The organism is Kosakonia quasisacchari (assembly GCF_004331415.1).
Taxonomy (GTDB): Bacteria; Pseudomonadota; Gammaproteobacteria; order Enterobacterales; family Enterobacteriaceae; genus Kosakonia; species Kosakonia quasisacchari.
Genome location: NZ_SJOP01000003.1, coordinates 197,461 through 211,240, shown reverse-complemented (window position 1 = coordinate 211,240; position 13,780 = coordinate 197,461). Strand labels below are relative to the sequence as shown.

Sequence of the window (13,780 nt, the reverse complement as noted above, 5' to 3'; positions counted from 1 at the left end):
CCCGAATAAGGGTGGTTTTACCGGTCGTTAGAAGCCTAAAGTGCGCGCTGGCGCACCGCTTCAAACAGGCAGATGCCGGTAGCTACCGAAACGTTGAGCGACGATACGCTGCCCGCCATTGGAATGCTGATCAACTCATCACAATGCTCACGCGTCAGACGGCGCATACCCTCGCCTTCCGCGCCCATGACCAGCGCCATGCGCCCGGTCATTTTGCTCTGAAACAGGGTGTGATCCGCTTCGCCCGCCGTACCAACAATCCAGATGTTTTCCTCCTGCAACACGCGCATGGTGCGCGCCAGGTTGGTCACGCGGATCAACGGTACGTTCTCTGCTGCACCGCAAGCGACTTTTTTCGCCGTGGCATTCAGTTGGGCGGATTTATCCTTCGGCACGATCACCGCATGCACACCCGCCGCGTCTGCGCTACGCAAACAGGCCCCCAGGTTGTGCGGATCGGTTACACCGTCCAGGATCAAGAAGAAGGGTTGATCGAGGCTGGCTATCAGATCCGGCAGATCATTTTCCTGATACTGACGCCCCGGTTTCACGCGTGCAATGATCCCCTGGTGCACCGCGCCTTCGCTTTTTTCATCCAGATACTGGCGGTTCGCCACCTGGATCACCACGCCTTGTGCTTCCAGCGCGTGGATCAGCGGCAGGAGACGTTTGTCCTCGCGGCCTTTCAGAATAAAAACTTCCTGAAAACGCTCCGGGGCGCGCTCCAGCAGGGCCTGCACCGCATGGATGCCGTAAATCATTTCACTCATTGATGGTACTCATTTGGGGCGGTTTCGCCGCGTTATGTGGGCCGTGACACTCATCACTTGCGCTCATTATAACCGACACACGCCGCAGAAAGTACCTCCGCTAACTCAGGTGCCGCTTTGCCTCCAGCCGGACGCGGTGCAGCACGTGTTGCTTGATCTCGCTGTATTGCGGATGACCCGCAATCGTTTCAATATCGCGTTCGCGACCAAACGGCAGCGTAATCTCTTCAACTATTTTGCCTGGGCGCGCCGACATAATCAGAATGCGGTCAGCGAGAAACAGCGCCTCTTCCACATCATGCGTGACGAAAAGCAGCGTGGTGCGGGTTTCCAGCCAGGCGTCGCGCAGTAACTCCTGCATCATCAGGCGCGTTTGGGCATCAAGCGCGCCAAACGGTTCATCCAACAGCAGCACATCCGGCCCTGGCAGCCATGCGCGCGCCAGCGCCACACGCTGTTTCATGCCGCCGGAAAGCTGCCACGGCGCGTGGTGTTCAAACCCTTTCAGGCCAACTCGCGCCAGCCAGTCCAGCGCCTGAGCATTGACCTCTTCTTTGCGATGTTTGCCAAGCCGTGGGCCGAAGGTGACGTTATCCAGCACCGATAACCATGGAAACAAGTTCGGTTGCTGGAAAATCATCCCCCGTGATGGTCCGGGTTGCTGCACCGCTTTGCCGCCCGCCAGCACCTGCCCGCTATCCGGGCGAGTAAAACCAGCCACCAGGTTAAGAATGGTGGATTTACCGCAGCCCGACGGGCCAAGCAGTACGACAAATTCCCCCGGCGACAGCGCCAGCGAGATATCCTCCAGCACAGTAAACGGCTGCGGTTTTGCCGCGAAGGTTAGCGACACTTTTTCCAGTGCGATATGCGCAGTCATCACTCTTTTCCCGCCCAGGGCACCAACCAGCGTTGCAGCCCCAATAGTAGTAAATCCAGTAGATAGCCAATGCCGCCCAGCAGCAGAATGCCGAGCATGACGATATCCGTACGTAAGTAAGAACTGGCGTTTATTACCATCCAGCCCAGGCCTGAACTGGCGGCGACCATTTCGGCTGCAATCAACGACGTCCAGCCAATGCCGATAGAAAGCCGCACAGTGGTAAACAGTTCCGGCAGCGCATCCGGCAGCACCACTCGCAGGAAGATCTGCCCTTTTGATGCGCCGAGCGTTTGCGCCACACGAATTCGCGCACGCCCAATGCGTTCCACCGCCGCGCTCGCGCCAACTACCACGCTCAAAAACGTGGCGATGAAAATCAGAAAGAATTTCGACGCTTCACCAATCCCCAGCCAGACAACTGCCAGCGGGATAAGGGCGATTTTCGGCAGTGGACGCAGAAACTGCACAAACGGGTTAAGCACGGCGGAGAGACCCTCGGATAAGCCCATCAGCAAGCCCAGCGGAATGCCGATGATAATGGCGACCGAAAAAGCGCCAAGCGCGCGCGCCAGGCTAACCGCGATATGTTGCCACAGCGGCACCTGGCGGTAGCCATCGGCCAGTAACTCTTCGGCGGTCAACCCAATGTCCGTTAGCGATGGCAGCAGGAGCGGATCGACCCACTGCCGGGTGGCCGCTATCTGCCAGAGTGCAAAGAAAACCGCCACCGACAGCACGCTGATGGCGATATGTTGACGCAATTTCATTTTGCCGTTGCCGCCGCATCACGAATGTAACGGGAGTCGATAGCGTTGTCCCAGTTGGCTGGAATATCGCGTTTGCGGATTTCGCCGATCCCGGCAAGGAAGTTAGAAGTTTTGCTCAGCGCTTTGCCGATACCGCTGTCGCTGGTTTGCGTCCCGTTACCCAACCAGGCCGCCGTACCCTGCTCGCTCAGCGTCGGGTACTCCAGCCCGCCAAGCGTATTCGCTGCGGTTGTGACCGGCGCGCCAACCTCTTTCGCCACAATGGCAGCGGCACGTTCCGGATCCTTTTTAAATTCATCCACTTTCTGCTGATGAACGCGCAAGAAGGCGGTCACCGCTTCTGGATACTGTTCAGCAAAGGCTTTACGCACGACGTAGTTGTTGTAAATCAGGTAGCCGTCTTTCTGGAGATCTTTGGTGGCGAAGACCTGATGCCCACCGGATGATTCCAGCTCTTGCGCAAACGGCGCCCAGACATAACCCGCATCGATGTCGCCACGTTTCCAGGCCGCCACCATTTCTGCCGGTCGCAGCGGCAGCAGCGTGATTTTGCTGCGGTCGAGTTTATTGACGCTGATCGCCGCTTCCAGCGCATACTGCGCCGTGGAATTCGGCGGGTAGGCTACGCGTTTGCCTTCGATATCGCGAAGTTGATGAATACCCTCTTTGCCAATTAAGCGTTCGTAACTGGCAATCACACCGGAAACGCCAATAATTTCGACGGGTAATTTCCGCACAATACCGGCGGTCGCCGGACTGGAACCGAAATTGGCAATATCGATGGCGTTGCTGGCGAAATAACTTAATGCATCCGCGCCGGAGGCGAATTGCACCCACTGCACTTTGCTGTTTAATGCTTTATCCAGTGAGCCGTCGGCTTTCGCCAGCATTAATACCTGCGAACCGCCGCTGTATGCGACGCGGACTTCTGTTGGTGTTGCTGCGAAGCTGGCGTTGGCCCATAAGCTACCCGCTGCCAGTAATAAGCAGAGACTTTTTTTCATTTTATTTAACCTTAGATTTAATTAGCGCTGAAACACTATATCGGGCGGTTGTCGTTTTATTTATTCAAATTATTGCATTAGGTATGCGTGAAATAAGAATCACGATATTCCAGCCAATAGTGGGCACAGCGTTGCGCCAGCAATTGCGCCGGATCGTGGGAAAGGTCAAGCACAGGAGAATTCACCGCACGCAGAGCCACCGGCACTTCAGTACAGGCCAACAGCAACTGCTCAGCACCACGCGCCAGCAATGCCTCGGCCAGAAGCGCAAGCCGTTCCCCGCCTTCGCTTACCGCTCCGCGTTTTACCGCGTAACAGCCAGGGACAAACCACTGCTGTAGTTCCTCTGTGGAAGGCTGCAGCACATCAATGCCCTGCGCCGCCAGCCCGCGCTGATACCAGCCGGCGTCCAGCGTGCCCTGGGTGGCAATCAGCCCTACTCGCTGCGGCTTTTTCGGCAGGCTCAGCAGATGCTCCACGGTGGCATCGACAATATGCAGTAGCGGCGCGGCGCTGGCGCGGCTCAACGCTTCAAACCAGTGATGCGCCGTATTGCACGGGATGGCAATGTGGCTGGCTCCGGCCTGATTCAGCTTTTCGATGCCGTGCAATAACTGCGGCAGTGGCGAAGGACCAAGCCCGGCAAGGGCTTTTTGCCGATCGGCAACTTGCGGCACATTCCAGACCACCGAAGGCAATTGCTGCTGGTCGCTCTGTGCCGGGGTTGCCACCAGCAACTGATGCTGAAAATCGAGCGTGGCGAGCGGCCCCATGCCGCCCAGCACACCGAGCAAAAAGGGCTTAGCCACGGTGATGCGCTTCCAGCACCTGACGATAGCCAAACAGCCCGGCAGAACCGCCAGTATGAACAAATACCACGTTTTCATCACGACCAAAGTGGCCTTTACGGATCAGGTCGATAAGCCCGGCCGCACCTTTGCCGGAGTATACCGGGTCAAGCAAGATGCCTTCGTGACGGGCGAACAGCGTCAGCGCTTCCAGCATTCCTTCGGTTGGCAGACCGTAACCCTCCCCCACGTAATCGCTGTTAGCCACCACGGCTTCACGCGGTAATTCACCGCTAACCCCCAGCAGTTCACGGGTGCGCGACGCCAGATTCCATACGTTCTCTTCCTGCTTCGCTTTTGGCGCGCGCACGCTGATACCGAGTACGGGGATCTGGCTATTAGTCGCCGTTAAACCGGCAACAAGCCCTGCTTGCGTGCCGGTACTGCCGGTGGCATGCACCACGCTGTCGATGCGCAAGCGTAACTGGGATGACTGGAACAACAGTTCTTCGGCGCAGGCGACATAACCGAGCGCGCCGATGGGGTTGGAACCGCCGCCGGGAATGACATACGGGTTATGCCCCTGTTCGCGCAGCTGTTGCGCCAGCTCTTCCATCGCGTTCTGCATATCGGTGCCGCCCGGCAAATGGGCGATAATCTCACCGCCCAGCAGGTCATCCAGCAAAATATTGCCGGAACGCTGATACGCCTCGCCAAAATCAGTCACGCGCTTTTCCAGCAACACTTTGGTTGGCAAACCGAGCTTTGCTGCCCCGGCAATGGTCTGACGAACATGATTGGATTGTGTTGCACCCTGGGTGATGATCACATCGGCTTTTTTCGCCAACGCATCCGCCAGTAAAAATTCCAGTTTGCGCGTTTTATTTCCGCCGGTAGCAAGCCCGGTTGCGTCATCGCGTTTAATCCATAATTTAGGGCCGCCGAGTAAAGCGGTTAAATTTTCCAGCGGCTCTAATGGCGTGGGGAAATGCCCTAAAGACAGACGAGGGAAACGGGCCAGATGCATAATCGCTCCTTGCAAAATAGGCAGATGCCGAAGCGATAATGCTCCGGTTTTAATTGGATGAATTAAGGATGGATATTCACTATATAGATCTGCGTGCGCGGGCTAACGATAAATACCAGATATCAATGTGCAGGAAATAACTAAGACATATAAAAAAGCCCTTCACAAGGAAGGGCTTCGTAATATTACTGGTCGGTTTTCTTTTTCGCCGCGCGTTTTGCTTTGGTCGCGGCGGCGATTTTTTGTGTTTTCGCCGACGGCTTTTTGGCTTTTTTCGAATTGCCTTTTCCGCCTTCACTCCGGAAAGCACTGTCTGGCTCGAAATTCACTTTTTTGTTCATCTGGCGGCGCGGCGGCTTTTTAGCAGAGCCGTTTTTGCCTGGCGTACCTTTCTTCGCTTTTTCACGCTCGGTTTTACCCACGTTACGCGGGCTGCGTTCGCTGGAGATCAGCGAGAAGTCGATCTTACGCTCATCCATATTGACCGCTTCGACTTTCACCTGCACCCGGTCACCGAGGCGATAAGTTTGTCCACCGGATTCGCCAATCAGGCGCTGTCCGATCTGATCAAAGCGGTAATAGTCGTTATCCAGCGAGGAGACATGCACCAGCCCGTCGATAAACAGATCATCGAGACGCACGAAGAAACCAAAGCCAGTAACACTGGCGATAACGCCAGGGAAAGTGTTGCCGACCTGATCCTGCATAAAGTCGCATTTCAGCCAGTCCGAGACATCACGAGTGGCTTCATCAGCGCGGCGTTCGGTCATCGAACAGTGTTGCCCCAGTTGCAGCACCTCTTCCATGCTGTAGTGCCAGCCGCCGGTTTCGGTGCTGTTGCCCTTCAGCCCCTGCTCTTTTGCCAGTAAATATTTAATGGCGCGGTGCAGCGATAAGTCCGGATAGCGGCGAATCGGCGAAGTGAAGTGCGCGTAAGATTGCAGCGCCAGGCCGAAGTGCCCACGGTTTTCCGGATCATAAATCGCCTGTTTCATCGAGCGCAGCAGCATGGTTTGCAGCATTTCGTGATCCGGACGATCGGCAATCGATTCCAGTAGCTCGGCGTAGTCGCGCGGCTCCGGTTTGTTACCGCCCGGCAGCTCCAGACCCAGCTCAGCAAGCACGGAACGGAACGCAGTGATCGCATCGGTGGTCGGTTTATCGTGAATACGGAACAGGGCCGGCTCGTTGGCTTTCTCCACAAAACGCGCCGCAGAGATGTTGGCGAGGATCATGCACTCTTCAATCAGCTTGTGCGCATCGTTACGCTGAGTCTGCTCAATACGCTCAATGCGACGCTCGGCGTTGAAGATAAACTTCGCTTCTTCGCTCTCAAACGAGATGCCACCGCGCTCAGCACGCGCCTGATCGAGCACTTTATACAGGTTATGCAGCTCTTCGATGTGTTTCACCAGCGGCGCATACTGCTCACGCAACTCCTGATCGCCTTGCAGCATATGCCACACTTTGGTGTACGTCAGACGCGCATGGGAACTCATTACCGCTTCGTAGAATTTAAAGCCGGTTAAGCGCCCTTTTGTGGAAATGGTCATTTCACAGACCATGCACAGGCGATCCACTTGCGGGTTCAGCGAGCACAAGCCGTTCGACAACACTTCCGGCAGCATCGGCACCACTTGCGACGGGAAATAAACCGACGTGCCACGGTTGCGGGCTTCGTTATCAAGTGCAGTGCCGTGACGCACGTAGTAGCTCACATCGGCAATCGCCACCCATAAGCGCCAGCCGCCACCGCGTTTCTTCTCGCAGAAAACGGCATCGTCAAAGTCGCGGGCGTCTTCGCCATCAATGGTCACCAGCGGTAGATCGCGCAAATCCACGCGTCCCACTTTGGCTTCTTCCGGCACTTGCTCTTTTAGTCCGGCGACCTGTTTCTCTACTTCTGGCGGCCACTGATACGGGATTTCATGGGTGCGCAGTGCCATATCAACAGCCATGCCGGTACCCATATTGTCGCCCAGCACCTCGACGACTTTACCGATCGCTTTGGTGCGGCGAGTTGGACGTTGCGTCAGCTCAACGACTACCACAAAGCCCATGCGCGCACCCATGACCTCTTCAGGCGGGATAAGAATATCGAAACTCATGCGGCTATCATCCGGCACGACAAAACCGACACCTGCGTCAGTAAAGTAGCGGCCGACGATCTGCCCGGTTTTCGGCACCAGCACACGTACGATGCGCGCTTCACGGCGGCCTTTGCGATCGGCACCCAGCGGTTGCGCCAGCACCTGATCACCGTGAATACACATTTTCATCTGCTCGCTGGAGAGATAAAGATCGTCTTTGCGACCTTCAACGCGCAGAAAACCATAGCCGTCGCGGTGACCAATCACCACGCCTTTGAGTAGATCGAGACGTTCCGGTAAGGCGTAACATTGACGGCGGGTAAAGACTAATTGCCCGTCGCGCTCCATGGCGCGCAGACGGCGGCGCAGCGCTTCTTGCTGCTCTTCACCTTCAATATTGAGTTCGATAGCCAGTTCGTCCCGGTTGGCAGGTTTTTCGCGTTTGGCTAAGTGATCGAGGATGAATTCGCGGCTGGGAATGGGGTTGGTATATTTTTCAGATTCGCGTTCGAGGAAAGGATCTTGTGACATTGCGGTTCCTCCGTTGTCAGCTCTGGTGGAAATTTTCGTCATTCCACCAGCAATAATTTGTAAAGCGATTGATTCTCTTCAACCAAATCGGCCAGCGTATAGTTATCCAGCTCTTTGAGAAAACTTTGCACGGCTTTAGCAAGCGCCTTTTTCAGGCGACAGGCACTGGTAATGTGACAAAACTCGCTGCTGCAATTGACCAGCGCCAACGGCTCCAGCGAGCGGACAACATCACCGATACGAATATCCTGCGCGGGTTTCCCCAAGCGGATCCCACCGTTTTTCCCCCGCACGGCCGCGACGTAGCCTTCACGGCTCAGCTGATTGATTATCTTGACCATATGATTACGGGACACGCCATACGTTTCTGTGACTTCAGTAATGTTGGTCATTTGTCCTGCCGGCAGCGACGCCATGTAAATCAAGGCCCGCAAACCGTAATCGGTAAAGCTCGTTAACTGCACATCAACCTCATAAAAGGGAAAAGATGAGATACCCGCAGGTATTGACACTATTGATGATAAACCAGCCACCAGTCAGGTCGCTAATTTATTTGAATGGAAGGGTGAAAAAAGCGAAGAAAAAGGGCGCGATTTACGCGCCCTTGAACACTATTACGCGTCGAACGGATCGCGCAGGATCATGGTTTCAGTACGATCCGGACCGGTGGAGATAATGTCGATCGGCACGCCGGTAAGTTCTTCAATGCGTTTGATGTAATTCAGCGCCGCCTGCGGCAGACCGCTGCGATCTTTTACACCAAAGGTCGATTCAGACCAGCCAGGCATGGTTTCGTAAATCGGCTCGATACCTTCCCAGTTATCAGCCGCCAGCGGCGTGGTGGTCACTTCGCGGCCATCCGGCATGCGGTAAGCAACGCAGATTTTCACCTCTTTCAGACCGTCCAGCACGTCCAGCTTGGTCAGGCAGAAGCCAGACAGGGAGTTGATCTGCACTGCGCGGCGCACAGCAACCACGTCCAGCCAGCCAGTACGACGACGACGACCAGTCGTTGCGCCATATTCGTTACCCTGCTTGCAGAGGAACTCACCGATATCATCGAACAACTCGGTCGGGAACGGGCCTGCGCCCACACGCGTGGAGTAAGCTTTGATGATGCCGAGTACGTAATCCACGTAACGCGGGCCAAGACCAGAACCGGTCGCTACACCACCAGCGGTAGTGTTGGAGGAGGTCACGTACGGATAGGTACCGTGATCGATATCCAGCAGCGTACCCTGCGCGCCTTCGAACATCACGAAATCGCCGCGTTTACGCGCTTGATCCAGCAGATCGGAAACGTCCACAACCATTGCCGTCAGGATGTCGGCAATCGCCATGACATCATCCAGCACTTTCTGGTAGTCAACCGCTTCCACTTTGTAGAAATTCACCAACTGGAAGTTGTGATATTCCATCACTTCTTTCAGTTTGTCGGCGAAAGTGGCTTTATCGAACAAATCGCCAACGCGCAGACCGCGACGAGCAACTTTATCTTCGTATGCCGGGCCAATACCCCGACCGGTAGTACCGATAGCTTTCGCGCCGCGCGCTTTTTCACGCGCCACGTCCAGCGCCACATGATAATCAAGGATTAACGGGCATGCTTCAGAGAGCAGCAGACGTTCGCGAACCGGGATACCACGGTCTTCCAGTTCTTTCATCTCTTTCATCAGCGCAGCGGGAGACAGCACAACGCCGTTACCGATAATGCTGGTGACGTTTTCGCGAAGAATGCCTGATGGAATAAGATGGAGGACGGTTTTTTCACCGTTGATTACGAGAGTATGGCCTGCGTTGTGACCGCCCTGGTAACGTACAACATATTTAGCCCGTTCAGTCAGAAGATCAACGATCTTCCCTTTACCTTCGTCACCCCATTGGGTGCCCAGTACGACGACGTTGTTACCCATTTTTCAAAATCACCGTTTGCTTAAAAATGGATTCTACCACCGCTTTTTTTCAGATTCAGCACTTTTTCTGTGCAAAAATGCCCAAAGAACGCCTGATTTCCCTCAGCCAATCGTTTTCCTCAACATGTAGTAGATAACGACACCCGCGACCACAAGCCCACCGCCAAATCGACGCAAAAGATGGTCCGGCAACAGGCTCAGAGAGGCAATCATACGCCGCCAGGCACGCGGATAGAGCATCGGCCCAAGCCCTTCCAGTACCAAAACCAGCGCCAGAGCGAGCCAGATTGTCGAATTCATTGCTGATCCTTATAAACACAAAACCACCGCCGGGAAAGGCGGTGGTTTTTACGATGAAAACCGCAGGTTATCTTAACGAGTCGCGGAAGTCGGCGTTTTCATGTAGCGGAAGAAATCGCTATCCGGGCTGAGCACCATCACATCCTGGTTGCTCTGGAAGCTGCTTTCATATGCACGCAGGCTGCGGATAAAGGCATAGAAGTCCGGATCCTGGCTGAATGCATCAGCAAAGAGTTTCGCCGCTTCAGCATCACCCTCACCGCGCAGAATACGTCCCTGACGCTCAGATTCTGCGAGCGTTTTAGTAACTTCGTAATCCGCTGTGGCACGGAGTTTTTCCGCTTCTTCCTGACCCTGTGAACGGTGGCGACGGGCAACCGCTTCACGCTCGGCGCGCATACGGTTGTAAATCGCATCCGACACTTCAGTCGGCAGGTTGATCTGCTTAATACGCACATCAACCACTTCAATACCTAACGCCGCCATACTGTTCGGGTTGATAACCGGCACTTTACCGTTGGTTTCAGCCTGAACTCGCTCAGCCGCTTTCGCGATGGCGTCATCGGCAGCAGGCGTCGACACTTCGTCTTCTGTACCCGCAGAACCCGAATTCAGCGCATCGCGTACTTCGAGCGTCAAACGACCGCGAGAATCGGTAACGATGTCTTTTACGTCCAGACGACCGATTTCAGAGCGCAGACGGTCAGAGAACTTACGTTTCAGCAGCACTTCCGCCTGGGAGACGTCACCGCCGCCGGTCGCCAGATAATAACGACTGAAATCGCTGATACGCCATTTGATGTAGGAGTCGACGATCAGGTCTTTTTTCTCTTTGGTCACAAAGCGGTCTGCCTGGTTATCCATCGTCTGGATACGCGCGTCAAGCAGCTTAACCGACTCAATAAACGGCAATTTGAAATGCAGGCCCGGCGCATAAACCAACGGCTTGTTTTCATCATCACGCAGCACTTTACCAAAGCGCAGCGAGATCCCGCGCTCGCCTTCTTTCACCACAAAAATAGAGGTGTAGAGCACTACCAGCACGATGATGATGATCGCGATAACTGATTTACGCATCGTTATTCCCCCTGACGCTGGTAGTCGTTACGCTGCGCGTTCACGCGGCGTTGGTCCATGATATCTCCCGCAGACGTTGCGGGGGCGCTGTTTGCGCTGCTACCGGAGCTGGACGCTGGCGGCAGGCGCAGCAAGTTATTTGCGCCACTGTTGTCACTCTTTGCCGCAGGCGCGGCGTTGCCGCCTTTCAGCATCTGATCCAGCGGCAGAACCATCAGGTTGCCACCTTTATCGTTAACCAGCACTTTGCGGGTATGGCTCAGCACTTTTTCCATGGTTTCGATATACAGACGCTCACGGGTAATTTCCGGTGCAGCTTTGTATTCCGGCAGGAGCTTAGCAAAGCGCGCCACTTCACCCTGTGCTTCCAGGATGGTTTGCGTTTTATACGCGCGCGCCTCTTCGAGGATACGCTGCGCCTGACCGTTCGCGCGCGGCTGAACTTCGTTGGTATAAGCTTCGGCTTCACGGATGTACTGCTGCTCGTTTTCACGGGCGGCAATTGCATCATCAAACGCAGCTTTCACCTCTTCCGGCGGACGAGCAGCCTGGAAGTTAACGTCTAACAAGGTAATCCCCATGTTATACGGACGAATGGTCTCTTCCAGCTCACGCTGGGTATCGCTACGAATAACGGTACGGCCTTCGGTCAGAATACGATCCATAGTGTATTTACCGATAACGCCGCGCAGCGCGCTGTCCGTGGCCTGACGCAGGCTGTCGTCGGCGCTGGTAACGCTAAACAGATAGCGCTCAGGATCGGTGACGCGGTACTGCACGTTCATTTCAACGCGCACGACGTTTTCATCAGACGTCAACATCACGCCAGATGCCGCTAGTTCACGAACGGATTCCACGTTTACTGGGGTCACGTTATCGATAAAGGTCGGTTTCCAGTTCAAACCCGGTTCGACCAAATGGCTGAACTTGCCAAAGCGAGTTACAACACCACGTTCCGCTTCTTTAATGGTGTAGAACCCGGTCGCAGCCCAGATAATAACGATCGCGGCGGCAACGATACCCACAACGCGCCCGCCAACCTGGCCGCGCGGGCCTGAGGAACCTGGGTTACCACCGGTTCCTTTACCACCGCCCAGACCACCGAGTTTCTTACTCAGTTTACGGAAAATATCATCCAGATCAGGTGGCCCCTGATCGCGACCGCCTTTGTTTCCATTTCCCTCAGAGTTGCCGCCTGGTTTGCTGCTTCCCCACGGGTCGCGGTCCTGTCCGTTGTTACCGGGCTGATTCCACGCCATGTATGTGCTCCATATTTATTTGCGGTGTATACCCGGCCTTTGGCGGGCACCCCCAAAGGGGAAAAACCTTCAGACTGCCGGTCAAACGACGTACTCTTCGAGTGCCGGTTCTTGTTTACAGAGTCGACGCCAGTCGACGATCGGCATACGCACCTGCATACCTACGCTGCCATCGTCTTCCATCCACTCTTTTTCTATTGCCTGAAGCTGGTAAAACCGACTTCTCAGACGCCCTTCCTGCGGAGGTAATCGCAGCGTATGCTGCGCCACTTCACCCGCAAGGCGCTCAGTCAAAGCCTGGAATAACAGTGGTACACCAACCCCTGTCTGCGCAGAAAGCCAGACACGGATCGGTTTGTTTTCTTCATCCCGGTCGATACGCGGTTCAAAATCGTCCAGCACATCGATTTTGTTCATCACCAACAGCGTTGAGATATCGTGCGCGTCGATCTCTTCCAGCACGGTGTTCACTGCCTCGATGTTTTCCTGCACTCGCACATCGGCGGCATCAATCACATGCAGCAATAGTGTCGCCTGGCGCGTCTCCTGCAAGGTTGCTTTAAACGCGGCAACCAAATCGTGTGGCAAGTGGCGAATAAACCCTACCGTATCTGCCAGTACCGTTTCGCCGACATCTGCGACATCAATACGACGCAGGGTCGGATCGAGGGTGGCGAACAATTGATCGGCCGCGTAAACCTGCGCTTCCGTTATCTGGTTAAACAGCGTGGATTTACCGGCGTTGGTGTATCCCACCAGCGAGACCGTTGGAATATCGGCTTTCGTGCGAGAACGACGCCCCTGCTCACGCTGCTTTTCAACCTTTTCGAGGCGCGAAAGGATCTGAGTAATGCGATTACGCAACAAACGACGGTCGGTTTCGAGCTGGGTTTCACCCGGACCGCGCAAACCAATGCCGCCCTTTTGTCGTTCAAGGTGGGTCCAGCCACGCACAAGGCGTGTCGCCAGATGGCGCAACTGCGCCAGCTCAACTTGCAATTTCCCCTCATGCGTACGCGCACGTTGGGCAAAAATATCTAATATCAAACCCGTGCGATCGATTACACGACATTCGCACAGTCTCTCCAGGTTACGTTCCTGGGCTGGGGTTAGCGCATGATCAAAGAGCACAACAGAAGCACCCGCAGATTTTACGGCATCCGCAATTTCAACTGCTTTACCTTCACCAACAAAATATTTTGGATGCGGTGCTTTACGGCTACCGGTAATCACCTGCATTGCTTCGACACCGGCGGAAGAGACCAGAGATTCAAACTCCTGGAGGTCTTCCATATCTTTGTCTTGCGAAAAATAGATGTGTACCAGTACCGCCTGCTCACCGGCGTCATAACGGTCAAACAAGCGTAAACC

The 13,780-nt window shown here is 55.0% G+C and carries 13 protein-coding genes; all 13 read right to left on the bottom strand.

Annotation, left to right across the window (positions count from 1 at the left end; translation table 11 throughout):
- Nucleotides 1-35: 35 nt before the first annotated feature.
- Complete coding sequence (gene rlmB, locus E0L21_RS04790) at nucleotides 36-770, bottom strand: 23S rRNA (guanosine(2251)-2'-O)-methyltransferase RlmB (protein ID WP_131407243.1); 735 nt, start codon at nucleotides 768-770, stop codon at nucleotides 36-38.
- Between the two features lie 100 nt (nucleotides 771-870).
- On the bottom strand, nucleotides 871-1,650 hold the full coding sequence (locus E0L21_RS04785; protein ID WP_131407241.1) for an ABC transporter ATP-binding protein: 780 nt from the start codon (nucleotides 1,648-1,650) through the stop codon (nucleotides 871-873).
- The gene (locus tag E0L21_RS04780) at nucleotides 1,650-2,420 is read right to left on the bottom strand and encodes an ABC transporter permease (RefSeq protein ID WP_131407239.1); all 771 of its coding nucleotides are present in this window, start codon (nucleotides 2,418-2,420) and stop codon (nucleotides 1,650-1,652) included. The genes E0L21_RS04785 and E0L21_RS04780 overlap by 1 nt, the downstream gene beginning before the upstream one ends.
- Nucleotides 2,417-3,424 (bottom strand): taurine ABC transporter substrate-binding protein, encoded by a 1,008-nt coding sequence (locus E0L21_RS04775; protein ID WP_131407237.1) that lies wholly within the window; start codon nucleotides 3,422-3,424, stop codon nucleotides 2,417-2,419. Before E0L21_RS04775 ends, E0L21_RS04780 begins: the two co-directional genes overlap by 4 nt.
- 77 nt (nucleotides 3,425-3,501) lie before the next feature.
- Nucleotides 3,502-4,233, bottom strand: a complete 732-nt coding sequence (gene cuyB / locus E0L21_RS04770) for a cysteate racemase (protein WP_131407235.1) — start codon at nucleotides 4,231-4,233, stop codon at nucleotides 3,502-3,504.
- Nucleotides 4,226-5,239, bottom strand: a complete 1,014-nt coding sequence (cuyA, locus tag E0L21_RS04765) for a D-cysteate sulfo-lyase (RefSeq protein WP_131407233.1) — start codon at nucleotides 5,237-5,239, stop codon at nucleotides 4,226-4,228. Before cuyA ends, cuyB begins: the two co-directional genes overlap by 8 nt.
- A gap of 185 nt (nucleotides 5,240-5,424) precedes the next feature.
- Nucleotides 5,425-7,860, bottom strand: coding sequence for a ribonuclease R (gene rnr / locus E0L21_RS04760; protein ID WP_131407231.1), 2,436 nt, complete (start codon nucleotides 7,858-7,860; stop codon nucleotides 5,425-5,427).
- A gap of 38 nt (nucleotides 7,861-7,898) precedes the next feature.
- Complete coding sequence (gene nsrR, locus E0L21_RS04755; RefSeq protein ID WP_131407229.1) at nucleotides 7,899-8,324, bottom strand: nitric oxide-sensing transcriptional repressor NsrR; 426 nt, start codon at nucleotides 8,322-8,324, stop codon at nucleotides 7,899-7,901.
- A 150-nt stretch (nucleotides 8,325-8,474) separates the two neighbouring features.
- Entirely contained in the window at nucleotides 8,475-9,773 is a 1,299-nt protein-coding gene (gene purA / locus E0L21_RS04750; protein WP_131407227.1) for an adenylosuccinate synthase, read from the bottom strand.
- A 102-nt stretch (nucleotides 9,774-9,875) separates the two neighbouring features.
- The gene (locus E0L21_RS04745; protein ID WP_017459167.1) at nucleotides 9,876-10,073 is read right to left on the bottom strand and encodes a DUF2065 domain-containing protein; all 198 of its coding nucleotides are present in this window, start codon (nucleotides 10,071-10,073) and stop codon (nucleotides 9,876-9,878) included.
- Nucleotides 10,074-10,145: 72 nt separating this feature from the next.
- A complete protein-coding gene (gene hflC / locus E0L21_RS04740; protein ID WP_131407225.1) occupies nucleotides 10,146-11,150 on the bottom strand; it encodes a protease modulator HflC in 1,005 nt (334 codons plus the stop codon).
- Between the two features lie 2 nt (nucleotides 11,151-11,152).
- Nucleotides 11,153-12,409, bottom strand: a complete 1,257-nt coding sequence (gene hflK / locus E0L21_RS04735) for an FtsH protease activity modulator HflK (RefSeq protein ID WP_131407223.1) — start codon at nucleotides 12,407-12,409, stop codon at nucleotides 11,153-11,155.
- 81 nt (nucleotides 12,410-12,490) lie between these two features.
- Complete coding sequence (gene hflX, locus E0L21_RS04730) at nucleotides 12,491-13,771, bottom strand: ribosome rescue GTPase HflX (protein WP_131407221.1); 1,281 nt, start codon at nucleotides 13,769-13,771, stop codon at nucleotides 12,491-12,493.
- Nucleotides 13,772-13,780: the final 9 nt, after the last annotated feature.

What these genes read in the sequence shown, in the direction of transcription:
- cuyA (WP_131407233.1), bottom strand. Translation starts at nt 5,239, where the DNA reads ATGCATCTGGCCCGTTTCCCTCGTCTGTCTTTAGGGCATTTCCCCACG.
- E0L21_RS04780 (WP_131407239.1), bottom strand. Translation starts at nt 2,420, where the DNA reads ATGAAATTGCGTCAACATATCGCCATCAGCGTGCTGTCGGTGGCGGTT.
- rlmB (WP_131407243.1), bottom strand. Translation starts at nt 770, where the DNA reads ATGAGTGAAATGATTTACGGCATCCATGCGGTGCAGGCCCTGCTGGAG.
- purA (WP_131407227.1), bottom strand. Translation starts at nt 9,773, where the DNA reads ATGGGTAACAACGTCGTCGTACTGGGCACCCAATGGGGTGACGAAGGT.
- hflC (WP_131407225.1), bottom strand. Translation starts at nt 11,150, where the DNA reads ATGCGTAAATCAGTTATCGCGATCATCATCATCGTGCTGGTAGTGCTC.
- E0L21_RS04775 (WP_131407237.1), bottom strand. Translation starts at nt 3,424, where the DNA reads ATGAAAAAAAGTCTCTGCTTATTACTGGCAGCGGGTAGCTTATGGGCC.
- E0L21_RS04785 (WP_131407241.1), bottom strand. Translation starts at nt 1,650, where the DNA reads ATGACTGCGCATATCGCACTGGAAAAAGTGTCGCTAACCTTCGCGGCA.
- hflK (WP_131407223.1), bottom strand. Translation starts at nt 12,409, where the DNA reads ATGGCGTGGAATCAGCCCGGTAACAACGGACAGGACCGCGACCCGTGG.
- rnr (WP_131407231.1), bottom strand. Translation starts at nt 7,860, where the DNA reads ATGTCACAAGATCCTTTCCTCGAACGCGAATCTGAAAAATATACCAAC.
- E0L21_RS04745 (WP_017459167.1), bottom strand. Translation starts at nt 10,073, where the DNA reads ATGAATTCGACAATCTGGCTCGCTCTGGCGCTGGTTTTGGTACTGGAA.